The organism is Pedobacter sp. ASV28 (genome assembly GCF_016428855.1).
GTDB lineage: Bacteria > Bacteroidota > Bacteroidia > Sphingobacteriales > Sphingobacteriaceae > Pedobacter.
Genome location: NZ_JAELTN010000016.1, coordinates 53510 through 78176, shown reverse-complemented (window position 1 = coordinate 78176; position 24667 = coordinate 53510). Strand labels below are relative to the sequence as shown.

At 39.2% G+C, this 24667-nt stretch carries 29 protein-coding genes; 10 read left to right on the top strand and 19 right to left on the bottom strand.

Annotated features, from left to right (window positions below):
- Nucleotides 1-2 precede the first annotated feature (2 nt).
- From JHD79_RS08085 to JHD79_RS08055, 7 genes are all read right to left on the bottom strand, one after another.
- Nucleotides 3-581 (bottom strand): DUF6046 domain-containing protein, encoded by a 579-nt coding sequence (locus JHD79_RS08085; RefSeq protein WP_199118714.1) that lies wholly within the window; start codon nt 579-581, stop codon nt 3-5.
- A complete protein-coding gene (locus tag JHD79_RS08080; protein ID WP_199118713.1) occupies nt 578-2431 on the bottom strand; it encodes a hypothetical protein in 1854 nt (617 codons plus the stop codon). Before JHD79_RS08080 ends, JHD79_RS08085 begins: the two co-directional genes overlap by 4 nt.
- 202 nt (nt 2432-2633) lie before the next feature.
- Nucleotides 2634-3185, bottom strand: a complete 552-nt coding sequence (locus JHD79_RS08075) for a hypothetical protein (protein ID WP_199118712.1) — start codon at nt 3183-3185, stop codon at nt 2634-2636.
- A 4-nt stretch (nt 3186-3189) separates the two neighbouring features.
- Nucleotides 3190-3603 (bottom strand): hypothetical protein, encoded by a 414-nt coding sequence (locus tag JHD79_RS08070; protein ID WP_199118711.1) that lies wholly within the window; start codon nt 3601-3603, stop codon nt 3190-3192.
- Between the two features lie 4 nt (nt 3604-3607).
- Nucleotides 3608-4777 carry a DUF2586 family protein gene (locus JHD79_RS08065; protein ID WP_199118710.1) on the bottom strand — a complete coding sequence of 390 codons (1170 nt, stop codon included), beginning with the start codon at nt 4775-4777 and terminating at the stop codon, nt 3608-3610.
- Nucleotides 4774-5268, bottom strand: a complete 495-nt coding sequence (locus JHD79_RS08060; protein ID WP_199118709.1) for a hypothetical protein — start codon at nt 5266-5268, stop codon at nt 4774-4776. The genes JHD79_RS08065 and JHD79_RS08060 overlap by 4 nt, the downstream gene beginning before the upstream one ends.
- Complete coding sequence (locus tag JHD79_RS08055; RefSeq protein WP_199118708.1) at nt 5258-5731, bottom strand: CHAP domain-containing protein; 474 nt, start codon at nt 5729-5731, stop codon at nt 5258-5260. Before JHD79_RS08055 ends, JHD79_RS08060 begins: the two co-directional genes overlap by 11 nt.
- A 207-nt stretch (nt 5732-5938) precedes the next feature.
- Here JHD79_RS08055 and JHD79_RS08050 point away from each other — a divergent pair, with 207 nt between their 5' ends.
- Both JHD79_RS08050 and JHD79_RS08045 read left to right on the top strand, forming a co-directional pair.
- Complete coding sequence (locus JHD79_RS08050; RefSeq protein ID WP_199118707.1) at nt 5939-6217, top strand: hypothetical protein; 279 nt, start codon at nt 5939-5941, stop codon at nt 6215-6217.
- Between the two features lie 108 nt (nt 6218-6325).
- Nucleotides 6326-6796 (top strand): hypothetical protein, encoded by a 471-nt coding sequence (locus tag JHD79_RS08045; protein WP_199118706.1) that lies wholly within the window; start codon nt 6326-6328, stop codon nt 6794-6796.
- A gap of 74 nt (nt 6797-6870) precedes the next feature.
- Here JHD79_RS08045 and JHD79_RS08040 read toward each other — a convergent pair whose 3' ends face one another.
- The 11 genes from JHD79_RS08040 to JHD79_RS07990 form a co-directional block, all read right to left on the bottom strand.
- Nucleotides 6871-7047, bottom strand: a complete 177-nt coding sequence (locus JHD79_RS08040; RefSeq protein WP_199118705.1) for a hypothetical protein — start codon at nt 7045-7047, stop codon at nt 6871-6873.
- 102 nt (nt 7048-7149) lie between these two features.
- Entirely contained in the window at nt 7150-7887 is a 738-nt protein-coding gene (locus tag JHD79_RS08035) for a hypothetical protein (protein ID WP_199118704.1), read from the bottom strand.
- A complete protein-coding gene (locus JHD79_RS08030) occupies nt 7820-8278 on the bottom strand; it encodes a hypothetical protein (RefSeq protein ID WP_199118703.1) in 459 nt (152 codons plus the stop codon). Before JHD79_RS08030 ends, JHD79_RS08035 begins: the two co-directional genes overlap by 68 nt.
- Before the next feature lie 92 nt (nt 8279-8370).
- Entirely contained in the window at nt 8371-9015 is a 645-nt protein-coding gene (locus tag JHD79_RS08025; RefSeq protein WP_199118702.1) for a DUF3164 family protein, read from the bottom strand.
- A complete protein-coding gene (locus JHD79_RS08020) occupies nt 8987-9184 on the bottom strand; it encodes a hypothetical protein (protein ID WP_199118701.1) in 198 nt (65 codons plus the stop codon). Before JHD79_RS08020 ends, JHD79_RS08025 begins: the two co-directional genes overlap by 29 nt.
- 1 nt (nt 9185) lies before the next feature.
- Nucleotides 9186-9401: a hypothetical protein gene (locus JHD79_RS08015; RefSeq protein ID WP_199118700.1), complete on the bottom strand. Its 216-nt coding sequence runs from the start codon at nt 9399-9401 to the stop codon at nt 9186-9188.
- Nucleotides 9401-9766, bottom strand: a complete 366-nt coding sequence (locus JHD79_RS08010) for a hypothetical protein (protein ID WP_199118699.1) — start codon at nt 9764-9766, stop codon at nt 9401-9403. The genes JHD79_RS08015 and JHD79_RS08010 overlap by 1 nt, the downstream gene beginning before the upstream one ends.
- 5 nt (nt 9767-9771) lie before the next feature.
- Nucleotides 9772-10434, bottom strand: a complete 663-nt coding sequence (locus JHD79_RS08005) for a hypothetical protein (protein WP_199118698.1) — start codon at nt 10432-10434, stop codon at nt 9772-9774.
- Nucleotides 10435-11301 carry an ATP-binding protein gene (locus JHD79_RS08000; RefSeq protein ID WP_199118697.1) on the bottom strand — a complete coding sequence of 289 codons (867 nt, stop codon included), beginning with the start codon at nt 11299-11301 and terminating at the stop codon, nt 10435-10437. It lies immediately after the preceding gene.
- Between the two features lie 2 nt (nt 11302-11303).
- Nucleotides 11304-13364, bottom strand: a complete 2061-nt coding sequence (locus JHD79_RS07995) for a hypothetical protein (protein WP_199118696.1) — start codon at nt 13362-13364, stop codon at nt 11304-11306.
- A gap of 6 nt (nt 13365-13370) precedes the next feature.
- The gene (locus JHD79_RS07990) at nt 13371-13547 is read right to left on the bottom strand and encodes a hypothetical protein (RefSeq protein ID WP_199118695.1); all 177 of its coding nucleotides are present in this window, start codon (nt 13545-13547) and stop codon (nt 13371-13373) included.
- Between the two features lie 85 nt (nt 13548-13632).
- On the opposite strand from JHD79_RS07990, the gene JHD79_RS07985 reads away from it, so the two are divergent.
- From JHD79_RS07985 to JHD79_RS07960, 6 genes are all read left to right on the top strand, one after another.
- Nucleotides 13633-14343, top strand: coding sequence for a S24 family peptidase (locus JHD79_RS07985; protein ID WP_199118694.1), 711 nt, complete (start codon nt 13633-13635; stop codon nt 14341-14343).
- 545 nt (nt 14344-14888) lie between these two features.
- Nucleotides 14889-15662 (top strand): 5'-nucleotidase, lipoprotein e(P4) family, encoded by a 774-nt coding sequence (locus JHD79_RS07980; protein WP_199118693.1) that lies wholly within the window; start codon nt 14889-14891, stop codon nt 15660-15662.
- Nucleotides 15663-15726: 64 nt separating this feature from the next.
- Complete coding sequence (locus tag JHD79_RS07975; RefSeq protein WP_199118692.1) at nt 15727-15939, top strand: hypothetical protein; 213 nt, start codon at nt 15727-15729, stop codon at nt 15937-15939.
- A 229-nt stretch (nt 15940-16168) separates the two neighbouring features.
- Nucleotides 16169-17044, top strand: coding sequence for a DUF4349 domain-containing protein (locus JHD79_RS07970; RefSeq protein WP_199118691.1), 876 nt, complete (start codon nt 16169-16171; stop codon nt 17042-17044).
- A gap of 4 nt (nt 17045-17048) precedes the next feature.
- Entirely contained in the window at nt 17049-17492 is a 444-nt protein-coding gene (locus tag JHD79_RS07965; protein WP_199118690.1) for a hypothetical protein, read from the top strand.
- A gap of 146 nt (nt 17493-17638) precedes the next feature.
- Nucleotides 17639-19093: a M28 family peptidase gene (locus JHD79_RS07960; protein ID WP_199118689.1), complete on the top strand. Its 1455-nt coding sequence runs from the start codon at nt 17639-17641 to the stop codon at nt 19091-19093.
- Between the two features lie 11 nt (nt 19094-19104).
- Here JHD79_RS07960 and JHD79_RS07955 read toward each other — a convergent pair whose 3' ends face one another.
- Nucleotides 19105-19701 carry a sigma-70 family RNA polymerase sigma factor gene (locus JHD79_RS07955; RefSeq protein ID WP_199118688.1) on the bottom strand — a complete coding sequence of 199 codons (597 nt, stop codon included), beginning with the start codon at nt 19699-19701 and terminating at the stop codon, nt 19105-19107.
- A gap of 204 nt (nt 19702-19905) precedes the next feature.
- Between JHD79_RS07955 and JHD79_RS07950 the strand changes: the two genes are divergently transcribed.
- Nucleotides 19906-21063: a FecR family protein gene (locus tag JHD79_RS07950; RefSeq protein ID WP_199118687.1), complete on the top strand. Its 1158-nt coding sequence runs from the start codon at nt 19906-19908 to the stop codon at nt 21061-21063.
- A 187-nt stretch (nt 21064-21250) separates the two neighbouring features.
- A complete protein-coding gene (locus JHD79_RS07945; RefSeq protein WP_233164609.1) occupies nt 21251-24649 on the top strand; it encodes a SusC/RagA family TonB-linked outer membrane protein in 3399 nt (1132 codons plus the stop codon).
- Nucleotides 24650-24667: the final 18 nt, after the last annotated feature.

Genomic DNA, 24667 nt, shown 5'->3' with positions numbered 1-24667 from the left:
TCTTATGATTTATTAATAAGTGCCGCCCTATCTTTCAGCTCGGCAAAAAACGGCATGTCACTTATGGCGGTAATGGTATATTTCTGTACACTTTCTTGCCCAATCATTTCATCTAGCTTTAGTGATTTTAATACGATTTTTTCGATGCCAAAAAGTCCCAAGAAAAAATTTTCTTTAACTTCCAGTGCTTCATTGACCATGAATAGGTCTTTGAGCCGTGTTACTTCTTCGGTAGGGTAGTCCTCATTTTTGCCTATACAGACTCCTTTTATATCGATATTAAAATCTTCCGTACAGATGTATTCCTTTACAGTCCCTTTCCTTTGCTCTCCAACAGTTGCCGTTTCAACGATTGTTTTTTGTAAGGAGATGCTTACAAGGGGTTCGTTGGGCAAGGTGATGATTTCATTATCTGGCTTCATTAAGTTTAACTGCATGAAATAGGGAGAGCCAAGGACATTTCCGATTTTGTTAAGGTCTGGCAGCCTTAGGGCTTCTATCTTTTTCGATAAATCTGGATATGGCGAAGCGATATAGCTTAAATGTGCGAGTGCGGTAAGTTCTTTAATATCTATCGTCATGATGTGGTCTGCATTTGTGTAATTGAACTTAAAAGTCGGTTGAGCTCTTCTTCCAACATTTCACGTAACCTGGAAGCTCCTTCGCCAGCATTTACAGTGTTGATGACAATCTGGTCTTGCATTTTGGCCAGATTGATGGTAATATTGGTAGCCTTTGCTCCCCCGTTGGTAATACCCATACCAGAAGCATTATTAGGGGAACTGTTGTTGTTGCCCGACTTTTTCGGGTTATTGTTGAGATGGTCTGTATAGGCCGTCTCGGATTGTCCTACATTGGTGAACTTATCTTTTATGTTTTTGAAGTCTTTGGCAAAAGCTGCGGTATTGAAAGTGATTCCAAAATTGCTTCTGGCTTTTTCAAAATCGGCTCCACGTTGCATTGAACCAGCTTGATAGGCCCGTTTACTGGCTTCCCGTTCTTTGTTTAATGCGGCAATTTCTGCCTCTGCCGCTGTGTTAACCCTAGAAAATGCCTTATCTAGTGCGGCTTGTCCTTGGCCATCAAGGGCAAGACTTATGGCTTCCCCAAGATTAGCGAAAGTGCCTATGATCCGTTCTACCACATCTCTGGCATGTAGATAGACCAGTGTAAACCCATAAGTTAGACTGTCGATACCAAAATTGAAATCGGCTCGAATCTGTTGCCAAATTAGGGTGAACATGGTACCCAGTGCATCCCATGACTTGCCCCAACCATCTGTATATTTAATGAGCAGGCCAATAATGGTAATCAAGGAAACGATACCGATAATAATCCATTGGATCGGGCTTAAGGCCATAACGATGTTCAATGCGGTTATGCCGGCTACAATGGCAGCTATGGTAGGTACAAAGGGCGCTAAAATATCAATAAGATAGGATAGGCCAATTGAAAAAACATCGACTACCATTACTGCTCCACTTAAAATTTGAGAGAAGGTGCTAATGCCTTGAGCTCCAGAAGCAAAGCTAAAAAAGCCTTTTAGTAAGTTCCATACCGAATTGACCACCGGTTGTATGGTCTCTCCCAATATTTCGAAAAATTTAGAGATTAAGGGAATGTAGTCGGCCAAGAATTTTAAATCTCTGAAATAGGTTAATAGCCCATTAAAAGAATTTGCTTCTTCCTGCATGGCGCCTGCTACGTTCGGCATATTGCCAAATTGGGCTAATGCGCTCTTAATGGCTTGGCCATTGTTCTCTACAGTTTGGTTGGCTCCATTGAATGATAGGCGAACCTTATCCCCAGAAGCACTTGCTTCTACGCCAAAGCTTTTGAGGTTTTCAAAGTTACCTTTTTGGGCGTCCAGTATGGCAGTACTGATCTGCTCGAAGTTTTTACCACTCGAAGAAGCCAGGTCTCCCAGTCCATACAGTTCATTTTTAGTAGGTAATATACCATTCTTGGCAAGATTGTTAAAAGAGCCAACTACACTTTCAAGCGTATATGGAGAGTCGGTGGCAAATTTAGTAATGGTATTCAATGCTGCTTCTCCAACGCTTACCGAATGGAAAGTGTCGCTTAAAGTGGACCTGAATCCATTATATCTCTGCGTTGCCTCTAAAACCTTATTTCCAAATTCGAGTATATGGTTTACACCAAAAGTCTCTCTGGTCAATCCTTTTTGATTGCGAATGGAATCGAGGGTGGAGGTAATAAAATTACCTGCTCTGCTCACAGTTGAGCCTATCCAATTCTGTAGACCTGAATATAAAGATCTAACTCTATTTAGCGCATTTTCCGCAAAATCTGACACTGCTTTGTCCAGTAGCCCAAGTTGTTGCCTAACCAAGCCTACGCTCTCCGAAATTTTGGTGAGGGTAGAGCTGGTGGAATTTGCTATTAAGGAGATATAATCAACGGCGTTCATTTCTGTTATTGGGGCTTCGAAGCTTGTGCTTCCTGGTGTCTTATGTAGTGTAGGTTCTGCAATTCCTCAGCCCATTCCTCGTCAGATAGGGAGGATGGGCTGGGAATATGCATATAGTAGCGCAAAAAAGCGTCTCCCAGCCTTACACTGATTTCGGCTAGTTCATGTGCAGAGGCATCATTTTGGTCAACAATGGCCTCTGCTAGAGCTTTTTTAGCTGTGCAGCTTTTTGGTTTTGTAAGCTTTCTATTGCCTGGTAAAGCGGAAACCTTAAGCTTGCATTGTTTTTGTCGTTAAAAGCTTCGTCCTTTTCTGTACAGATAAGTTCGAACAGCGCTTCTTGCGTAACAAATGGCTTGTTAGATGGATTTTTCTTATCAGCTAACTTCAGGTCTTCCCTTGTAATTACCCTAATGGTGCAGGTAAGGCCATCTATGGTAATTTTATTGCCCCTGCTTTCCGTTGGCGTAATCACGGCATCGGTATAGTTGAATAAGGAGGCAATTTCCTTGCGTGCAGAAAGAAAGTAATCATCTTTAGACCTGATCTCTTCATCGCCACCTAACCAGCAAGAGGCTAACATTTCTTCGGCAAAACCAATATCGCCACCTTTTTGCATACTGGTAAATGCTCTTTTCCAATCCACCATTTGTGGTGCTCTTAAATAGCATACTTTATCTTCGATTGGCAACTGATATACTTCCGTATATTGCTTTTTCCACTCGGCAATCTGTTGGGTTGTTACTTTACTCATGTTTTTATTGTTGTGATTTAATTTGTGTGAAAACAATAGGCAACTCTACTACCATGTTCTTGTCTCCCTGTTTCATGGCTTTTTTTACCTCTGTAAATTCCACGTTTTTAAGGATGTCAACTACAATGGGACCTCCATCTTGAGGAACATAGGCTACCACTACATCAAAATTTAGTGCAAGTACGTCTTTGTTCGGAGCAGATGCGATCATACTTTCCAGCTCGCTCTGCCAAATGGAGATTTTACCCTCGTAGGTGTTTTTGCCACTTAATATGGCATGTGGGTCTGAGCCACGTCCGTACAGGGCTTCTTTTTCCTTTTTCTTGGTATACTCGATTTCGGTAATACCGTTGATGATTTTTCCGCCAAGGGCGATACTGATATCGCTCCAGGCATATTGTTTGCTTCCAAATGTCATTTTATTAGCTGTTTAAAGTTGTTGTGAAACCAATGGTAACCGTTACGTATTTGGCATAACCTACCGGTAATAGGCTAATTTGTACTTGTAGGGTTCCGGTACTTAGAATGTTCTGGTTAGGATCGATGGTTACCGATGCTCCAGAAAGATTGCCTGCTGCAATCATGGTTTGTAAGGCATTATCTAGCTGTGCCTGCCAGCTTTTGATCACTACTGGATGGATGGTGCCATCTGCAGACATTTCTACTTCATCAAGTAAGTTTTCGATGAGTACGGCGTAAGCCAATAAGATGGCTTTATCCATCACTAGGCCACGTGCCAAGCTGTTGAAATCGTCTGTTACGGCAGTTAATGTTTGGTCGTCGGTGAAATAATAACCGCTTTTGTTCACAAATGAGCGTAAAAAGATGTAGCCTTTGTTATAAATGGTATCCCATCCGTCTTGTTGACTTTCTACTTTTGACCCATTGGTAAAATAGGCTGCTGTGGGTTCGATAGCTCCATCTGCCACACGGCCAATGTTGCGCTGTACTGGCGTATGTGCCAATCTTCCCAAGACTAAACCTACTGCTGCAACCTTGCTGCCGTCTGTGTTAGCCAAGAGACAGCTTACCCTATTGAAATTGGTAGTCGTGTAATCTTTTAGATCGGCAATGGTTCCGCTATAGTTATTGCCAGAGAGGATGATGTGTACCGGCATATACTTTTCTGCATAAAACGTAGCCAAGGCTTGTGCCTTTACAACGGCAGTGTGTACATCTCCGTCCAATCCGCTTTCGGCCTCTTCGGTGCCTGTAGATTTTTTTAATGCACCTAATACGCGGATTGCTCCACCGGCATCGGCCAATAACTTTTTGGCGTAGGTACCGGTAACATCGAGCATGGTGGTGTAGGTAGTGGCATCAGCTACCAGCATCAGCCAAAGTTCGGCACCCTGACCAGCTTCATTGTAGAACTGTTCTAAATGTCTGTAAACGAAACTGTTTGTTCCGTCTGCGGTAATGCCTAAATCTTCGGCATCAGAAAGGCTAAAAATCTGATAGGAAGTGTTAAGGGCAATTTTCCCTGATACAGCAACACCTGAGCTTATTAGGCCTATTACTTTGTCGCTGGTTACGGGTTGCTGTAGCAACCCTCCGTTTTGAATATTGAATGTTATTTTTGGTAAATTCATTTTAATTGAATTTTGGTTTTAATGAGTATATAAATTAAATAAAGCACTATTCCTATCAGTAGTAATCTGCCACACAATAGTTGTGTGTTTTGCCACCATGTTAATGGTTTGGCTATGGTTACAGGGGGAAGCGTAATTACTTCTGCCTGGTGTTCTTTTATATATTGTTGCTGCCAGGTTTTAAACAGGGTCTGCTCTTGGGCAATACAGTCGACATGGATCTTGTTGCCATTCAAGGTAACTTTTGGGCTGTTTAGGTATTTGCCGGACTTATAAACGGTATCGTTTACGATAATCGGTTTTCCGTTCACACAGTCTATCCATGCCTGGTAAAAACTACTGTCTGCTTGTACCTTAAAAATGGTGTCTCTTTGTACCGAGGTGATGGTTTTTGTATAGGATACCCCATTTGAGGCAGCTTGCCTGGTACGGCAGGCCGCCAACAAACAGAGTACAATCAACCCATGAAAAAAAAGTATCCTAAAATTCATTTAACCTAATAAAGTCGGTTATCGTTGTTGTTTTTCTTGTTCTGCGACAAACGGCATAGCCTTCTCTGGAGCCGTCGCTATTGGTATTACCTTCTATGGTTTGTATAAAACCATTGGGCAAGACTTTCTCTACAAAACCCGCATGGCCTGTGCCATTGGGGTAGACAATAATAAATATGTCTCCATCCTGGGGCGTTTTAACTGCTAGGGACTTGCAGGCAATCCATTGATCGCGGACACCTCCCGTGCGTTTTAATGGTGTTTTAGCACCGGTTTTGTTATAGGTCTGTAATACACACCAGTATATAAAAGCCATACACCAGGCGTAACCTTTTCCTAGGCCTACCGAATTAAGGTAGATCTCTACCTGTTTGCCCGAGTTGCTTCCTTTGGGGAACTCTTGTACACCGATTTGACTTTGTGCTGTCTTTATCCAATCAACCATTTGTTCTCTATCTATCATGCCCGGTATTAACCGAACACTATGATTTATACTTTTTAATTCTTGTTCGTTAAGAGCAAAATTGACACGATTTTAATCGCTAAAAAAATTGGGGATCAATGCTTGTAAATATTTCAACAAGGGTTGTATCGCTATCATACAAGGCTTGATTTGTTTTTTTATCTACTCTTAAAATTGACAGAGATTTGTTGATATGAACGTTAGAATATGCAGGATTTTATTATAAATGATGATCTCGACATTGAGAATGGAGATCTACTGATTGGGTACGCAGATGAGTACCATCAAAGGAATATTTTGATTGCCGAAAAAGGCGAATACAAGGAATATCCCGAGTTAGGTGTGGGCATTATGAATATGCTCAATAGTGAAGATGCAGCGGGAATGCTTCTGGAAGCCAAGCGCAATTTTGAGTATGACCTGATGCGGGTTAAGGAATTAAGGTTTACAGATGATAACCGCCTGAAAATAGAAGCAGAATATTGATTAACAGGGGCCTGCTATAGTCGTGATAATACTTGCTTTGATAGGGATAAGCCAATTAGAGACAGGTGGTCTAGCTATGGATGGAGGGTTCCTCAATGAAAACGAAATATGACAGCACGTAAAGCGCTATATTTAGCGATAAAAAACAAATTAACAGAAATTGATGGGTTGGAATATGTTGGTGCACAACGTAACCAGTTTGCCGAAGGCAATGAGGGTTATCCCGCCTATTGGACTACTTGTTTGATCAAAATAGGGCCCATGCAATGGAATACGATGGTAGAGCAGCATTTGGAGGGCTTGGTTACTGTGGAAATTTATCTTTATACCAAGGATGGGATGGCTGAGGCACTTTTTTCAGGTACGGATGATGGAGAGGCAGAGATAGATCTAATTGAGGAAATTAGTGACAAGCTGCAATTTTTGGTGGCAGGTGCTTTTAGGTCTTTGATCCAAACTGCTGATGATCATGAAGAAGTAAAAATACAAGGGATTACCTGTCGAAAGATAAGTTTTTCAACTTCTATTGATAAAGTGGTGGCACCTAAATATGAGCCTAAAAGCATAAGTATCTCTTAGCATACGTCCTGTTAAAGGAAAGTTAAGCTTATTCCACTTTTTGGAATGAAAATAGGGTGGAAAGGTATTGTGCCCTAGGCATAAATACCTTCGCCCTTTAGTATAGCCCTTACCGTACGGGGACTAATATAGAAACGAGCTGCGGTTTTGTCTTCCAGTGCATCAAGCCTCCATTCGGGATGGCGTTTGCAAAGCTCGTCAAAAAATCGCTTAACATCTTGATTTCGTGTTTTTAAGTGTGTTTTGGCCATCAGTACAAAATTAAGTAAAAGAGTTTGTCCTATCAAATGCTACCAACGTTAAAAAATAATTTTAGTAGCTGGAGCTGTATTGGATTATGTTTGAGATTGTGGTCATGGAACGGGTTGGCTGTTGGTTGCCCTAGTTTTTTCGATCATCATCATGCAGTAGGCATTTTCCATGAGCTGTGCATGTGTGCCCTTAAAATCTTTCCTTCCTTCGGCAACGCCGATTTTGGCATGTACTTCCCGCACATAATTTAGCTCTTTTAACCGCTCTAGTTTTTCGGTATGGTATTGTCTTAACCATTTCAATATAATTGGTCCATCTAAACGGTTATAAAGTTCTCCATAGTGTCCTCTTTTGGCTTGTGAAAAGCAGATGGTGATTTCTTCGAGCGTGAGATTGGCAAAGTCATAGATAAGCAATGGACAAAGGCTGATGATGCTTTCTGTACTTAGCATATTGTCTACCTGAAAGAATAAGCGAAGATCATTGATCAATAATTGAAGGGATTTTTGTAATGCGGTAGGACGAGAACGCTTAAGTTCACCCAGGGTTTCGGGTTTTGGTATCAGTGTAAGTTCGTGGTTTATCTTTGAAATCTCATCCTTTATCATGACCAACAAATTGTTTTTGTCTTTGCCTTGATATTGGGTTTCAAAGAATTTCTTGCTCCGATTTAAGGTATCTAATGAATCTATCTTTTTATGGTGTAGATCTATTATTTCTTCTATAACAGTTGGGAGGCATTGGCCAAATTTGGCTATGGTAGCCAGGCTGTCATTTTGTAAGCTGCTGATGAAAGCGTTCTGCTTCGTTAAGGTTGTGTTGTTTTTTTGTAGCTCCATTTCTTATTTTATCGAAAATTTCTTGTAGGTTTCTATCGATATCACTGAGTTTGATCTGGCGACCAATGAAATCGCCGGTACGGTTCCAATTGCGCAATATGAACTTCCAGCTGGTAAAAATGCCGTTGTCACTTTTGTCGGTGCTGGCTTGGCTTAATTTGGCGATGATATTTTTTAGGGCCTTGCCCTGTCTACCATCCATAACAAGCGGTACATTTCGTCGATTTAAGAATTCCCCATACTCACTTATGTATTGATTGTATATGGATGATGCGGGCTCCTTGCATTTTTCCAGCTGTTGTAGGCGGGCTAAAATGCTACGGATGGGCACCACTTCATTTCCGGCTTTTATCTGGATCTTGCACCAGGCTATTTGTTCTTTGAGTGTCATCTGTTTGTAAATGATTTTAGGCTATTTGTCATAGGTGTCCTAGTTGCCCATCCGCACGAGTTTAAGTCGTGGCGGATGACCATTAGGGTTTACTAATGTTTTGAAAAGTTAAGCGATAGGGTTTCCCATTTTCCCGTAAGGTTTCTTTGCTTAAACTCATAACCAAATGCCTTGAAGCATTGGCTGTAACTTTCCTTGATAAGCTTTAAGCCTTGAAGCCAGCGTAGGTCGTCGAAACTGTTTTCATGTTTGATCAGGTCCATGACTTTGGCATATTCCAAATCGCCGTTTTGGTTGCGCTCTAAAAAACCCATTAGAATTTCATGCAGGTCTTTATCGCGTTTTTTGACGGTATCTCCCAAGAAATCTTTGATAAGCTCTACTGCTTTGCTCGCTCTTTCATCCCAAACAGGATCGGTGTCTCTTCGTCTGGTAATTTGTGTGAGATTTTGGGTGTCTATGATAGAGAAACCACCTTTACTACTGGCTTTAATACCGCCATAAGCATCGAGTTTTTGTTTTTGTATATCCATGAATGCATGGCACTTCTGCTTAAACCTGGAAATGGCGCAGGAAAGCTCTTTAGCTTCATCAAATAGTTTTTCAATAAAGCCATCTTTTTCGGTTTCATATGCTTTTTTCTCGGCCTCTCGTTTTTCTTTATCTTCTTTTTTACGTTTGTTTAGGAGGGCCTCTAATTGGTCGGTGCTAAGTTGGTGAATTGTTGCTGTTTCCATTTCGTATGATATTGATTAATTGTTGTTTTAATAATTGGTTTTGCTGTTTAATGAGCCTTGTCAATGCTGTGGTTTTGGTCAGCTTTTGCTGCTCTGTATGCTCAAGGTCTTTGAGCTCGGTAGCTATTAAGGCTATCTTATCGTCAAGTCTTTTTATCTCATCGAGCATCTTATTTTCTTTTGATAATCTTGAGGTGGTTGACATCGAATACAAAGAATGTTTCCTGTGTGTCGAAGCGTTTAATTTTTAGACCAGGTCCGGTAGTGGTCTCTCCGGCCCCTACAACCTCGCCAATGGCATTAAAGTGTGGGTGGTAATCGTCAGTTATCCTGACTTCGCTGCCCTTGTAATAGTTCAAAAGCTTTTCAATGTTTGAATTTTCCATTATGTCATTTGTTTAAGTGGTATGTTTTGTTGTTTCATGGTGCGTATAAAGCCATCGTAAACCCTGCTATTGGGTTTGATGTGCATGTATTTCGGGCTATGCCATATGTGATAAAGCTCTTTACGGTTGCTTGCACCAATGCGTTGGGGGTAACGTCTTAAGATCATTTTATCTCTGTTGGTCCATATTTGCTGCCACCAGGTCCAGAACTCGGGTGTGGCCTTCCAAATCTGGGCAGCATTTGCACTGCCCGAGTAGTCTTTTAGAAATTCGCCTGCGGTGTCCAGAAAGAGATTGTTAATGTACTCTTCGCTAATGCTGAGGTGCAAAGCCATTTTCTTGATATGCTGATTAAAATCCTTCATTTTAGTTAACTTAATTCATTCCAGTATTCTGCGGCTCCTTTATCCCATATGTCATAGTGGGCCATTCCTTTTCCTCTCACTTGCGATAGTGCCCTAAAGCCTTCAATCCTTATTTTTTTTGCGGCATCATATTTTATTTTTTTTGCTACCCGGCCTTCAGGCTCCTTGCCATCAGCGTGACTGATGATGATGAAAAGTTTCTTAGGGAACCTTGCCCTTAGGGACTTGTATAAGCTTAGGTTGATGTCTGCGTATTGTAGGCTGTCTATCACCACAACATTTGCACTTTTGTGCTTTTCTAGGCGTTTTACCAAATCTTCTATGGGCTCTTTGTGCAGCAAGTGGAATTTTTTGCCAACTTCATCTAGCCCAGCGAGTTTTACCGCATCCTGTGTATCTTTGCACCAACCTTCTTCTAAAGAGTTGTACAGAACTTTTTCGAAACTTGCCAGGTATCTGCAGAGTTGGAAAACAAAACTTGTTTTGCCATTAAAGGAAGGACCCCAAATCAACCAACAGCCACTGGTCTGTGGTTCACCTAGCAGGTCTGCCCATTTACCGGAAAAAGGCCATACCTTAAATTTTATGTCCTGAAGCTCTTTGGCACTTTTCGCCCTTACCAGGTCATTAGGTGCTTTTTCTTTCTTTAAACTATCTTTGGGTATCATTTATGCAACTTTTAATTTTTGAACTTCCTTGAAAACCTGGCGCAAGCTATTTCCACACTTGGCGTATATCTTTTGTACGTCATGGATACCGTTGGCAAGGGCCACTAAGCCCACCTGGCGTAACAGGAAATCGTTTCTGGCTTCTTTACCATGGGGGACAACTTGCTGGTACTTATTGCCAAATCGGCTGAATATTTCGGTATAGCCTACCTTTTTTAAATCTTTGTTTCGCTCTATTTTTTCACGTAGGCCATCTGCTCCCATCATATACCATGCACATGCCCATTCGGTTGCATTCCACAGGGCTTTAAGCTCTAAAAATGCCGGATAGTCCAAATCGCCTGCTTCGTCGATGACAATGAGGGGAGTTTCGATACTTCGTAGGTAGAATACCAGATCGGCATATACATCTGCGTATCTAGCAGTGTAATTACAGCCGAACTCTTTGGCTATTTCACGTATGAGTTTTTGCTTGCTTTTTACCTGGCTACAATCGATATAAACTGCGTTTTTATGTTCAAGTACATATTGTCGGGCAGTGTGGGTTTTGCCAATGTCTGCCAAATCGCATAACAAGGCTGAAAGTCCGGTTTGTTGACAGGCTTCTAACTGGGTATAGATATGCGTAAAGACCGAAGTTTTTGCGGTAATCCAAGCAGGCGCATTTATGAGCTGTACTTCAAGTCTTCGGGCTATACTAACCCATTTGGCATCGCTCAGTAGATTCTCGGTTTCACCATTATTTATACGTGTTAAAATAGAGCTATGTATGCCCAATGCTATGGCTTGCTTGGAGTTGCTGCCAAAATTTTTGCGGTTCAATGCAATGGCTTCAGCGATTTTTATTTTAAGGTCTGGTGTAATCATAATTATAGGGAGTTAATTGCGTTTAATCTTCTGAACTGATCATTGCCCAGGTCATCTGAAAGGTCACGTTCTTCGTTAGGTATAATGGACTGAGGTATGGTCTCTATTGAATTCTCTAAGCGATGGTCAATCTTTTCCATTGTCCTTAATTTTCCAAGAAAGGTTTTCTGCTCCTTGACCATGTTGCTGAACTTGGCAACATATTTGGCTTGGTGTTGATAGTTGTAGATGTCGTTGTCCATCCATTCGGCATTTGCTGTATTGTATGCTATGATTTTTTCGCATTTGCATATGAATTGGTCGTTTTGATAGAGGTATACATTTTCTATTTCGTTCAATTCATTGGGTAGATAATAAGCGGTTACGTTATAGTTGTTTGGAGTCAACTCTCTTATGGCTTTTGGATCCGGTAATGCATATTTTGCATATTGTACCTGTACATATTGGTTTCTGCGTATGCTGGTACTGATTGCTTTTCCGATATATCTCATTAGCAATGGTCGATCTATTTGTGCAAGATTCGGGTTGGCATAAATTTCCAATACTTGAAATCTTGTCAGGTCTTTATATTTTTTTTGGTTCGGGTGTAGGGCATGGTTATACTTTTCGATGATTTCCATGTCATCGGCTACCAATACTTCATATGGATATGTTTTTTCCCTATAGTTGTTGTTGTCTGCATCAAAAATTTTTTCACTCTTGGTTTTGTTGGCTTCTAAACGGGAATAGAAACGGCCTATGCCTTCTTGGTATCTTTTTTCATAGCCATATTTTTTAATACGGTTACCTGTTTCGGCCCATTTTTCCTGGGAATTGCCTGGATTGCACCAGCGTACAAAAGGAAAAACTATACCTGCTTTCATGAGGTCTTCTTTGAAGCTATTTACCAAATGATGCTCTACTTCTACCTGCATGGGCATTCCATAGTTGTTCCTGTCTAGAAAATGAAACATGTTGCGCATGCAATCGATAAATAAACCAACGGTCTTGTTTTGGCTATAGGCAGCCCCGATTATGCACCCGCTGGTGATATCATAGGCATAATAGGCCTTTACACGAGTGCCGTTTGGCATTTTGCGTGGAAGATCTCTATCGTCCATTGAAATCTTGCTGAAAGAATAGTTGGGGGCATGACGATGGTGGTGTGGTGTATGTGTGCTAACGTAGGTAAGACTGTCCATGCGGAACTTGTCTACAATAGCACGGTTGGCAGGTTGATTAATGTAATTCCATACGGTTGATTCGCTAAGGGTAACGGGTTGCCCATTTTCATAAAATTGATTGCGATCGTATATTTCACCGGTCTGATAGTCATAGATGTCAATATCGCCAGCTATAAATCTCCAATAATCATTAGCTACATCGCCAACATAGGGCTTGTTTTTTGCGATATAGAGACTTAGTATTAATCTTTCAATGTCAATAGTTACTTTGCGACTGTTGTCATTGCAGAAGCCTTTGTGTATAAGGGCGGTGAAGCCTTCGTTTTTATATTTTCGGTATTTTTCCTGCAAACGGCGATAATTGGTGGGAAGGGTATGTGGAAATTCTTCTCTATCAAGATTGATCACACACTCTGCTAATTTTTCCCAGATTTTTGTGCGGCCGCCACCCATGGCCTTGCGTTTGGCAATGTTGTTGGTCATAATGGTATGACAGGCATTAAGTATGTTGGCATTTACGGTATACTCTGCTATTACGGCATTTGGTAGGTGACGCCTGTCGCTTAGCTTAAATGTGCTATAAAAGGATAAGGCATTGGCGTCTGGCATAATAAAATCTTTAAATTGGTGTATTTTGGTGGTTTTCTTGGGATCTCCCCATTTTTCGATAAGGATGTTTTGTTCGGAGAATGAAAGCTTTACGAAATTAATTAGGGCTTCATTTCCAAGACCTTTTCCTTCTTTTAATCTAAATCCTTCTTTACGATGGCAACGCAGTTTGTAGGCACTATAACTAATTAAAGCCACGCTTTCGCTATTACGTTTATCTGCATCGCTTAATATGTAGCTTAAGCGTACACCGTATTGGTTGTTAAATAGTTCATATGGTGATACCTGCATTTGATGTTATTGTAAAGCGGTTTCGACCTTTTTAGCTAGCGTTTTATAGTCTTTCTTAATGCTGTCTGAGGTCAGGCTTACTCTTTCGCCAGAAAGGGATTGGGTAATGAACCTTCTGCTGCACCCGTATTGCTTTATGAGTTTGTTTATGATCTCGGTATTGTACCTATTCTTTTTTTCCATATTTTTATAAATTGTTTGATTTGTTCTCAGATCAGGAACAAATATATACACATAATGAGATTAGTTCAAAATAATAATTCACAAAATGGGAATAGAAAAAGATAATAGATTGATTTTAAATGAAATAAAATCTCATTATAATTTCAGTAGTGATGCTGAATTAGCTAGATTTTTGGGTGTGGCTCCGAATACTTTATCAAATTGGGTTGCTAGAAATTCTTTGGATTATGATTTGATATTCTCAAAATGTGAAGATATAGATGCTAATTTTTTATTAACTGGAAAGGGGAATAGGTGGAAGGCAAATATTGATTATTCTGTGTCGAATCTTGCCGAACCAAAGAGTGTTTACATGGGACGTACTGACATTCCGCAACCTTTGCAGATGATCCCATTGTATGATTTTAGGGCTTCGGCAGGATTGGTTGCACTTTTTAATGAAAGAAATAATGTACTCGATCATATCAAAATCCCTAATCTTCCAAAATCTGATGGCGCAATAAGTATAGTGGGGGATAGCATGTATCCTTTATTAAAATCTGGTGATATTGTGATTTATAAAATTGTTCAGAATGTATTGGATAACATATTCTGGGGAGAAATGTACTTGCTTTCTTATGCTTATGATGGTGATGAAATGATCACCGTGAAATATGTACAGAAATCTGAAAAAGGGGAACAATATATAAAATTGGTTAGTCAGAATAGCTATCACCAGCCCAAGGATATAAAGATAGAATGCATAACAGGCCTGGCCTTGATTAAAGCGAGTATTCGCATTAATAATATGTCTTAGCTATCTGCACATCTTTTTGTTGTGGTTCTGTTTTTAATTGTTTGATTTTTAGTTGGTTGATGGTGTTTTAGCGGTCTGTTTTTAGGGTAATATGCATAGTTGAATTCAGAAATTTTAAATGAAAATAGAGGTGTTTTGAGGCGTTTGTTTATGAAGATATGAGGTTCTAACTATTGAAATGTAACCCTAAATGTAACCCTAAGTGTAACCCTGTTCTTAAAAATGGGAGTGATCTCTTGCCCATATTCTTTAATTGGAAATGTTTGTTTTTATGGCTTTTGGCTGCTTTTTCTACTCTTTACGGTATTTGGAATGGGGGATTTAAAACGGGATCTTGTTCGCTATTTTAGGCCTTTTTGCACCATTTGTTTTATAAAGCCATAGGGCCAAGTAATGAAAAACTAGCCTGAATGATTTTATTTGGCCAATGTTTGTGCTTTTGGAAATAGGCTTCTGTACAGATTGTTTTATGGTTTATAAATGACCACTAACGTTTTTGATGTGATTGTTTTTTAAAGCTATCTTTGTCATCAAATTATTGAGTTATGAGGTTAAGATTTTTGATTTTTTCTTTGTTTGTTTTTCCTATTGCAGTATTTGCCCAAAAAACGGGCCCGGAAAGAGATTGGACAAATGCGGTTTTATGGCAACAATATAGTGGCGAATACAGAGCCTTAGCTTTTCAGGCTTATAACTTTGCTAGATTGTCTTTAAAAGAGGCTTTGTGGGAGCAATCTAATGGGAAACCAAATTGTGTAATTGTAGATGCAGATGAAACGATTATAGATAATTCACGTTTTCAGGGATATGAAATTAAAAATGGTGTAAGCTATGTGCCTGCACATTGGACTGAATGGACTTCGAAAGCAATGGCAGATACCGTACCCGGGGCTTTGTCGTTCTTGAAGTTTGCAGCGAGCAAAAATGTAGAGACCTTTTATGTTACAAATCGTGATGAAGCAGATCGTAAAGGAACGATTGAAAATTTGAAAAAATTAGGCTTTCCTTATGTAGATGAAGCACATGTTTTGTTAAAAAGTACCACTTCAGATAAGCAGGAAAGAAGAAATAAAATATTGGAAAAATATAATGTGTTGTTGCTTTGTGGGGATAATTTAAGCGATTTTTCCAATGTGTTTTATAGAGAGGGAAAAGATACTAAGGAACAGGTAGATGCCAATCAACATTTGTTTGGTATCAAGTTTATCGTTCTGCCTAATCCTATGTATGGCGATTGGGAGAAATTATTATACAAAGAAGGAAAGTACAATGAGCAGGAAAAAGCGAAGCAGCGATTGGAAAAGCTTAAAAGTTATTAATTTATCATATTTTTTATTGTAGAAATGTTATTTTTGCAGCGAACAAAATTAAAACGAATAAATCATGGATGCTAAAGAAAGAGAACAAAGCATTGAGACTGCAAATCAATCGTCTATCTATATGACAATTTTAGTTGGTGTGATCATCAGCGTTATTGGTGTTTTCTTACGTTTTGCTTTTGATGCACTTTGGCTTTCGCTAGCGTCTTGGGCAATTCTTGCAGTAGGAACTGTTGTTTCCTGCAAAGGCGTATTCAAAATTCTGAACGCAAAATAATTTAATAAAATTATATCATCAAAAATCCCCTCATGGCATATCCTTGAGGGGATTTTTATTTTTATCGCATTTTTGCACCATAGAAAATGGGTTACCTTAAACCATTTCTAGCATTAAGCATAAAACCTCTAATCAAATTGTTTTATCCTTAAGGAATAGCATGCTTAAGACAATTTTGTTGGTAGGATAAGTTGATACTTAACACCTAAAAGCAAAATAAAACAAAGAGATGAAAAAATACTTTGCCATGATTGCATTGGCCACAACTGTATTTGTTGGCTGCAATGCTGAACGTAAATCAGAGGCTGCAGATTACGCTAGCACAGAAATAATAACAGATACCCTTGCCAATGAACAGGCAGTTGAAAAGATGATCAAAACAGCCGATATGCAGTTTAGGGTCAAGGATGTGCAGCGTACTAAAGAAGATCTGAGCAGTATCATCAAAAAAGAAGGTGGTGTGGTAATGGAGTTTTCGATTAACAGTACCATACAAAATACAGAAAAGGCCAAGTTCAGTACCGATTCCCTAAAGGAAATTACGGCTTACCGAAAAGAAGGCTATCTGACCGCAAGAATTCCTTCAGAAAAGTTAGATGATTTTACCAACCAAATTGCTGGCATGGCAGTCTTTGTAGATCGTCAGTCATTTAAGATGCGAGATAGGAGCTTAGCCTATTTGGAAAACAAGCTCAAGTCGGAAAATAGACGGGAAGCAATCGCCCAGATCAAAAAGGTGAGTACCAAGAAAAGTGCTAATGTAGAAAGCTCACTTGATCTCAAAGACGATTACGTTGATAAAAAAATAGAAAATATCGGCATAGACAAGCAGGTTAAGTATAGTACCATTACATTAAGTTTTTATCAGGATAATACCATCAAGACCTTAATTGTTGGCAATGATAATATATATGATTATAAACCGCCATTCTTCAGACGACTGGCGTTAAATTTAGCCGATGGTTGGATGTACTTTAAAGAACTTGTGCTCTTTTTAGCTCGGTTATGGATGTTTTTTGTTGCAGGTTTGGTCGCTTATTTTGTGATCAGGTATTATACAAAAAAGCACAGTGCTAGGGCATTTTTACCTCCGCCGAGTAGTTAGATATTTGCCTTTTTTAGAAAGATTGCTTCGCAAAGCTCGCAATGATGAAAGCCGAAAACACGTCATTGCGAGGAGAAACGACGTAGCAATCCTTATACTCGTTAATGGTTTTCATGTTATGTTTCTTTATGCTCGTATTTTGTTTTTATTGCCGATTTTAATTCAGCTACTTGTCGGAGGTTTAACTATGGCAAAAAAAGTTGAAATTCCTTTTGGTTGGTTGGCTTTGGCTAATTTCATTTTTCTATTTTTCGTTGTATTCATTTTACCCCAATTCGTAAAATATGAAGTAACTGAGGTAGATCCTAAATGTGGAATGCCCCAGATAGCTGCCATTTTCTTCGGTGTATTAAGTATAGGATTTCTTTTATTTGTAGTGACTCTGCAATTAATATGGATGAAAATTATGAAAACTAAAATTTCTAATTTGAAAGCAGGCTCTGCATGAGTTCTCTTATCCGCCCTCAATAAAGGGATAATCATCTAATCTCTCCCTGTAGGGAAAGAATCATTATTGTAAAATTTAAACTATAGACATTAGTTGTAGTGATAAAATGCTAATTTCATTCTTACTAAGCTAAATCTAATCATTAAATGAAGAAACTCATCCTTTTTGCCGGTCTTGTAGGTCTTTTTCTCAAGGCGAAATCGCAAGATAATTTTTCGACTGTTTTTAATCAGATCAACACTGAAGTCCAGTCCCATTCCCAAGCCTACCAAAACCTAAAGGAGGCTACCGAAATAATTGGGCATCGTTTAACAGGGTCTGCCAATGGAGCAAAAGCCGAAGAATTTGCTTATAACCTGCTCAAATCTTATGGTTTTGAGGTGAAGTACCAGCCATTTGAAGTAGAAAGCTGGGATAGAAAAACCCTATCGGTAAAAATTGGTGCTGATAAAGGGAAACTTGCTGCTGTCAAGGCAGTTACTCTGGCCCATTCTCCGGTCAAAGCCAATGTTACTGCCGAACTTATAGATGTTGGTAATGGATTGGAAGCAGATTATCAGCCACTGAAGGACAAGGTTAAAGGTAAAATTGCCCTGATTTATCTAGGTGTATTGCCAGGTTCGCCAAAAGGTACACCCTCCTTACATCGCTCAGAAAAAACAGCTATAGCCACTAAGTATGGAGCCATTGGCGTGGTGATCGTTAACAAGGTTGAAGGTGGTGTTTTACTTACCGGTACCGCATCGGTTACGGGTAAGCTTATTCCAATACCTGCAGTTTGTATAGGTTTGGAGGATGGGATGAACCTAAAAGAAAAAATGAAGGCCAGTCCGCAATATGCCCATGTAGAAATGACCAATTTTTCGGGCATGATCAGGGCCAAAAACGTAATTGCTACTTTAAAAGGAACAGATTGGCCCAATGAAAAAATTGTGGTAGGGGGACACCTGGACAGCTGGGACCTGGCCACTGGAGCTATCGATAATGGAATCGGTTCATTCTCTATTATTGATATGGCCAGGACTTTTAAAAAGTTGAATTTAAAAACGAAAAGAACAGTAGAATTTGTGCTATTTATGGGCGAAGAACAAGGCTTGTTAGGTTCTAAGGCTTATGTTGCGCAAGGTTTAAAAGATAAAACATTGGATAGGGTGCGTTTTATGCTAAATTATGACATGACCAATGATCCGAAAGGTTTTTCTACCACTAGAAAAGAAATGGAACCATTATTTAAAAGCTGGGGAACAGAAATTGTTAAGCTGGACACTGGGTTTAAAAACCTCTTTAATGCCGGAGCAGGCTTACACAGCGATCATCAGCCATTTATGTTAGAGGGTATTCCAACCGGTGGGGGAGCAGGTGGTAAATTGCCAAATAACGCTGGGCCGTTCTACCACTCCGATGGCGATGGGTTTCATTTGGTAGATGAACAGGGGATGAAAAATACCGTACGTTATTCGGCCATGCTTACTTATGCTTTGGCAAATACGCCTACAATTCCAGTGAACAGATTTTCAGATGCAGATTTGAAAGTATTTTTAGAAAGTCAAAAATTAAAAGAGCCGTTAAAAATAGCAGGTGAATGGAAATGGGGAGATTAGATCTCCTCATTTTATGAGATAGCAGAAGTTAGCAAGAGTAAGGTAAACGTTGCAGAAGTAATATCGAATTTAGATGTTCTAATGTACTTTTGCGCAATGGTGATTTGGTTCTCCACTGAGCGCTTAGATATCCCAAATTTCTCTGCAATTTCATCATTAGAAAGATTTTTAATTCTGCTTAACCAAAAAATCTCTTTACATCTTTTGGGTAAGGGTGCTAAATAATTTTCTACCTGATTTTCAAAATCGAGGTATCTTAATTTCAGTTCCCCCGTATTGCTGGTTGAAGCGTCGTCTAGCAATTGATAATCTTCAACGTATTCAATTTTCGATTTTTTCTTAGCCTTTAATTCGTTAAAAACATGGTATCTGGCAGTTACATGGATATAGCTGGCAAATTTTACTATGTTTAAATGCTGACGTCTCTCCCACAGTACAACAAATACATCTTGTACTACTCTTTCAGCAACCTCTTTGTCATTAACATAATGAAAGACAGTTTGATAAATTTTCTTCCAGTAACGGTTAAATAGGATATAAAATGCCTTATAGTCGCTATTTTGAATAGCTACCCACAAAATCTCATCACTTTGTTGGTGTTCAGGCATTCTCAGGACAGTTATATTAGGTTGTTGTGATAAAAATAGTTATTTGTTGCATATAATCAAATATTGTGCTTGCTCCGCAAATGTATGCGCAAGGTGTTAAATAGATGTGAAGTCAAAGTGAAGTTGCTGTTTTTAAAAAAAAATGATTTTGCTATGTGTGTTAAGCCTTAGCAGATCTCTCTTTATCATAAAGACCAAGTATAAATGACTTCAGAAGATTATATTAAGTTATACCAGAAGTATCTTGAAGGGAAATGTAATGCCGAAGAGGTAAAGCAACTCTTCGATTATCAGGATGATTTTCAACTACTAGAATCTAAAGATGAGGTAGGAGACGATTTGTTAAAGGCAGCAATAAAAAGCCAAATACAACAGCGTATCCAGCCTAAGAGATTTGCTATTTACAAATCGTGGTATAAATATGCTGCCGCAGCGGTAATTCTGCTGACCATTGGAATGTTTCTGTTCATCGATGATCAAAAATCTCAATTAACCGTTAAAAATGAGCCAGTAATCACTGACGATTCAGTGTCATTTGCAAGGATAGATTCTTCTACTGCGGTACTTACTTTATCTGATGGTTCTATTATTCCGTTAGATGAAACTGGAAATGGTTTGTTAACTGAAGAAAGTGGTACGGAAATCAGAAAGATTAAGGGAGGAGAGCTATCCTATAATACCTCAAAACAATTGCTAGGGAATTCCAATCTATTAAATAAAATCGCTATCCCCCGAGGTGCTACCTATAAAATTACCCTTGCCGATGGCACGAGAGTATGGCTAAATGCAGCATCTTCTTTGAGTTACCCAGCTAGTTTTAGTGGTTCAGAACGAAAAGTAGAACTAACAGGAGAAGCTTATTTTGAAGTTGCCAAGAACGAAAAAATGCCTTTTAAAGTGAAAACAACAAATACAGAGGTAGAAGTTTTAGGTACTCATTTTAATATTTCGGCTTATGCAAATGATGAAGAGGTAAAAACTACACTCTTAGAAGGTTCTGTCCGATTATCTCATTGGGGAAATAAAAAAATATTGAAACCAGGTTATCAGGCTATTGTCTCTAATGGTTCAGCAGATATCAGCTTGAAAGAGGTAAATACGCAACAAGCACTGGCCTGGAAAAATGGTTATTTCCTTTTTAAAGAAAACAGCATTGTGGAGGTAATGAAACAGATCTCAAGATGGTACAATGTTCAGGTATTTTATGAAGGAAATGTTACCGATAAATTATTTGGTGGAATTTATTCTAAGTCCAAAAAATTGGAAGAACTGCTCAACGGTTTAGAGTTAACGGGACTTGTGAAATTTAAAATAGTAGAAGGTATTTCCATGGAAGAAAGGAGGGTAATTGTTATGGACTAAGCCTCATAATGATTGCCTGAAATAAAAAACCCGGAGACGTTCGCACCGTATCCGGGCATAAGTCAGGGTCAATCGAATTAATCATGCAATCAATCGGAAATTAAACCTAACAATTCAAATGTATAAAAAAAATACTGCATTTAATTGCAGCATACACAGTCGTGTTCATTCGAAACTTGTCCGCATCATGAAATTAATAGGTGTTTTTATATTCGCTGCTATTTTACAAGTTAGCGCAAGTACTTATGCGCAAAATATTCACCTCACTGTAAAAGAGGCAACACTAGAAGATGTCCTTATCAAACTTCAGGAACAGAGCGGATATGATTTCTTATATAGTTCAGTGCTCCTAAAAAAATCTAGCCCCATTACTTTCTCTGTAAAAAGTGCAACTATTGCACAGGCCATGGACAAGTTACTGGCTAACCAGCCCTTAAGTTATGTCATTAACGGAAAGACGGTAACTATAAAATCGAAAGCCCTTCAAGATATACCTATAAAAGGAATAGTGACTGATGAAAATGGTCAAGGTATTGAGGGAGTAAGTATCAAAATAAAAGGAGCTGCTGGCGGAGTAATGTCTGGAAATGATGGTGCGTATACCATTAAAGTTCCTAATGTAAAAACCGTTCTATCATTTTCTTTTCTTGGTTTTATCAGCCAGGAAGTAGTGGTAGGTACAAAAACAACCATCAACGTAGTTTTAAAAGAACAAAAGGAAGAATTAACAGAAGTGGTGGTTACTGCATTAGGTATAAAGCGAGAAGAAAAGGCTCTAGGTTATGCGGTGACTCAAATAAAGGGAGAACAGTTAACAGAATCGTTATCTAATAATTGGACAGATGCCTTGTCTGGCAAAGTTGCCGGTTTAAACTTGGTACGCTCTGGGGCTGGTCCAACCGGTACCAATAAAATTGTATTAAGGGGAGAAAATAACTTAACTGGAGATAATGACGCACTAATTGTAGTAGACGGTGTGGTGATCAACAATAGTAGTGGAAGAACAACGGGAACGGGAAATGCAGCCTATTTAGGAGAAGATTCTCCTGTAGATTTTGGAAATGGGTTAAGTGATATCAATCCAGATGATATAGAAACGATTAGCGTGCTTAAAGGCCCAGGTGCAGCTGCATTATATGGTCAACGCGGTGCAAACGGTGCAATTATCATCACCACAAAATCGGGCAAGCCCAGAATAAAAGGCATTGGAGTTACACTTAATTCTAACGCAGCATTAGAAGCAATTTCACGTTGGCCAGATTATCAGTACGAATATGGTTCGGGTACAGAGGGAGCAAAACATTTTTCGTGGGGAACAACTGCTGATGGCGCAAGTACTAGGAGCTCTAGTGTGGCATGGGGACCGAAATTCGATGGACAGGCATTTTTCCAATACGATCCAGTTACTCATAAAGGTGCAACCGAACGTACGCCTTGGATTTCTTATCCTAATAATAGAAAAGATTTTTTCGAAGTGGGTAAAACCTTTACTAACAGTGTAACACTTGACGGTGGTACTGCAAGAACATCGGTTCGTTTTTCGCTAACTAATGTGGGTAACGATTGGATTATTCCAAATACGGGTTACGATCGTAATACCGTAGCACTGTCAGCTAGCCAAAAAATAACCGATAAATTACTGATTGCTGCAAAAATCAATTACACTAATAAGAAGAGTGATAACCTGCCTGCTACGGGTTACAACAACCAAACCATTATGTATTGGAACATTATGCAGGTGCCCAATGGTAATCTAGACTGGCTAAAAGAATATTGGATGCCCGGATTGGAAGGCTTAGACCAAAGTTATCCATTTAGTACCTCTCCAGACAACCCTTATCTCATTGTAAACGAAATGCTCAATAAACTGAATCGTAATACGGTAACAGGAAACATTCAGGCAGCTTACCAATTTACAAAAGACCTAAGTTTAATGGTACGTACTTCTATGGATCTTTCTTATGAAAACCGTTCGGAACAACGCCCTATGGATACTCAAAAATTTACGTATGGCATGTTTCGTAAAATGAGTGTTTTTGCACAAGAAATGAATAGTGATTTCTTACTGAAATACGATAAAAAGTTAAATGAAAAAGTCAATATCTCTATATCAGGAGGTGGAAGCAGACTACAGAATAGATATAATAAAGATGAGCTGAGAGCAAATTCATTGCAGTATCCGCAAGTTTTTACATTGGCTAATAGTAGAGATGCGCTAATTGCACTTCCCTATCAGAGCGAGTATAAGATCAATAGTTTCTATGGCTTGGCCACGGTTAGTTACAATAGTTATTTGTTCTTAGATGTTACCGCCCGCAACGATTGGAATAGCGTATTGGCCACGCCAAATTCCACAGATAATGTTTCGTTTTTTTATCCATCGGTTAATTTGAGTGCAGTAGTTTCTGATATGTTTAAGCTGCCGTCCTATTTTTCTTTTGCTAAACTGAGAGCTTCATACGCTGGTGTAGGCAGCGGCGGAACAAATACCTATCAAAATACCTATGCTTATTTAATGGCAAGTAATTACCCTGGAGGTTTGTTAAATCCTGTTACTTTACCAAATGGAGGTCTTAAGCCACAGTATACTACTAGTTATGAACTTGGAGCCGATGTTCGTTTGTTTAAGAACAGGTTAGGTTTAGATGTAGCTGTATATAAAGGAAATACCAAAGACCAGATCTTAACGGCAACACTTGATAGAGGATCTGGTTACAGTAATATCGTAGTTAATGGTGGTTTGGTAAGTAATCGGGGAATTGAGGTTCAGGCTAATGGGGCTTTGTTACAGCATAAGCGTGGTTTAAATTGGAAAGTATTCGCCACGTTTGCTGCAAATGAAAATAAAGTAGAACGATTAACTGATAGTCTTTTTGCACTACAGCTACAAAATACGCTATCTGGTAGAGGCTCTATTGAAGCAAGAATAGGAGGAAACATCAGTGCTATTTATGGCCCAGGCTACAAACGATCTCCAGATGGGCAAGTCATTTATCAGGATGGTTATCCTGTGCTTACCACCGAGCCAATCTTTCTTGGTAACAGTAATGCCAAGTGGAAAGCAAGCATTGGCAATGAATTCAGATACAAACAATTCAGGTTAAATATTCTAATAGATGGACAATACGGTGGAAGCGCCTATTCCTTAACTCATGCCTTGTTGGCAGAACACGGTAAGCTGAAAAATACATTGCCAGGACGTTATAATGGCATTATCGGCAATGGTGTAATCGAAAATGGAGATGGCAGCTATCGACCAAATGATGTGATTGCTAAAGATATATGGACTTACTATACCCGTCATTACGGTAGAGAGAATTTAGAAGGTAGTATGTTCAGTACCAACTTTATCAAGTTAAGGGAAATGCGGTTAGATTATACTTTCACGCAAAAACTGAACAAAAGTTTAGGCTTACAAAGGGCTACAATTGGCTTGTACGGAAGAGATCTTTTTATGATTACGGCATGGCCAATTTTCGATCCTGAGTTTGGGACACTAAACAATGGCTCTATTGATAAAGGCTTTGAGATTGCACAGTTTCCATCTACAAGAACATTTGGCGTAAACTTAACTGTAGGGTTCTAATTTATTTAAGAGAAAGAC

Coding starts and splice junctions, on each gene's coding strand:
- JHD79_RS08085 (WP_199118714.1), bottom strand. CDS start 581: ATGACGATAGATATTAAAGAACTTACCGCACTCGCACATTTAAGCTAT.
- JHD79_RS08080 (WP_199118713.1), bottom strand. CDS start 2,431: ATGAACGCCGTTGATTATATCTCCTTAATAGCAAATTCCACCAGCTCT.
- JHD79_RS08075 (WP_199118712.1), bottom strand. CDS start 3,185: ATGAGTAAAGTAACAACCCAACAGATTGCCGAGTGGAAAAAGCAATAT.
- JHD79_RS08070 (WP_199118711.1), bottom strand. CDS start 3,603: ATGACATTTGGAAGCAAACAATATGCCTGGAGCGATATCAGTATCGCC.
- JHD79_RS08065 (WP_199118710.1), bottom strand. CDS start 4,777: ATGAATTTACCAAAAATAACATTCAATATTCAAAACGGAGGGTTGCTA.
- JHD79_RS08060 (WP_199118709.1), bottom strand. CDS start 5,268: ATGAATTTTAGGATACTTTTTTTTCATGGGTTGATTGTACTCTGTTTG.
- JHD79_RS08055 (WP_199118708.1), bottom strand. CDS start 5,731: ATGATAGATAGAGAACAAATGGTTGATTGGATAAAGACAGCACAAAGT.
- JHD79_RS08050 (WP_199118707.1), top strand. CDS start 5,939: ATGCAGGATTTTATTATAAATGATGATCTCGACATTGAGAATGGAGAT.
- JHD79_RS08045 (WP_199118706.1), top strand. CDS start 6,326: ATGACAGCACGTAAAGCGCTATATTTAGCGATAAAAAACAAATTAACA.
- JHD79_RS08040 (WP_199118705.1), bottom strand. CDS start 7,047: ATGGCCAAAACACACTTAAAAACACGAAATCAAGATGTTAAGCGATTT.
- JHD79_RS08035 (WP_199118704.1), bottom strand. CDS start 7,887: ATGGAGCTACAAAAAAACAACACAACCTTAACGAAGCAGAACGCTTTC.
- JHD79_RS08030 (WP_199118703.1), bottom strand. CDS start 8,278: ATGACACTCAAAGAACAAATAGCCTGGTGCAAGATCCAGATAAAAGCC.
- JHD79_RS08025 (WP_199118702.1), bottom strand. CDS start 9,015: ATGGAAACAGCAACAATTCACCAACTTAGCACCGACCAATTAGAGGCC.
- JHD79_RS08020 (WP_199118701.1), bottom strand. CDS start 9,184: ATGCTCGATGAGATAAAAAGACTTGACGATAAGATAGCCTTAATAGCT.
- JHD79_RS08015 (WP_199118700.1), bottom strand. CDS start 9,401: ATGGAAAATTCAAACATTGAAAAGCTTTTGAACTATTACAAGGGCAGC.
- JHD79_RS08010 (WP_199118699.1), bottom strand. CDS start 9,766: ATGAAGGATTTTAATCAGCATATCAAGAAAATGGCTTTGCACCTCAGC.
- JHD79_RS08005 (WP_199118698.1), bottom strand. CDS start 10,434: ATGATACCCAAAGATAGTTTAAAGAAAGAAAAAGCACCTAATGACCTG.
- JHD79_RS08000 (WP_199118697.1), bottom strand. CDS start 11,301: ATGATTACACCAGACCTTAAAATAAAAATCGCTGAAGCCATTGCATTG.
- JHD79_RS07995 (WP_199118696.1), bottom strand. CDS start 13,364: ATGCAGGTATCACCATATGAACTATTTAACAACCAATACGGTGTACGC.
- JHD79_RS07990 (WP_199118695.1), bottom strand. CDS start 13,547: ATGGAAAAAAAGAATAGGTACAATACCGAGATCATAAACAAACTCATA.
- JHD79_RS07985 (WP_199118694.1), top strand. CDS start 13,633: ATGGGAATAGAAAAAGATAATAGATTGATTTTAAATGAAATAAAATCT.
- JHD79_RS07980 (WP_199118693.1), top strand. CDS start 14,889: ATGAGGTTAAGATTTTTGATTTTTTCTTTGTTTGTTTTTCCTATTGCA.
- JHD79_RS07975 (WP_199118692.1), top strand. CDS start 15,727: ATGGATGCTAAAGAAAGAGAACAAAGCATTGAGACTGCAAATCAATCG.
- JHD79_RS07970 (WP_199118691.1), top strand. CDS start 16,169: ATGAAAAAATACTTTGCCATGATTGCATTGGCCACAACTGTATTTGTT.
- JHD79_RS07960 (WP_199118689.1), top strand. CDS start 17,639: ATGAAGAAACTCATCCTTTTTGCCGGTCTTGTAGGTCTTTTTCTCAAG.
- JHD79_RS07955 (WP_199118688.1), bottom strand. CDS start 19,701: ATGCCTGAACACCAACAAAGTGATGAGATTTTGTGGGTAGCTATTCAA.
- JHD79_RS07950 (WP_199118687.1), top strand. CDS start 19,906: ATGACTTCAGAAGATTATATTAAGTTATACCAGAAGTATCTTGAAGGG.
- JHD79_RS07945 (WP_233164609.1), top strand. CDS start 21,251: ATGAAATTAATAGGTGTTTTTATATTCGCTGCTATTTTACAAGTTAGC.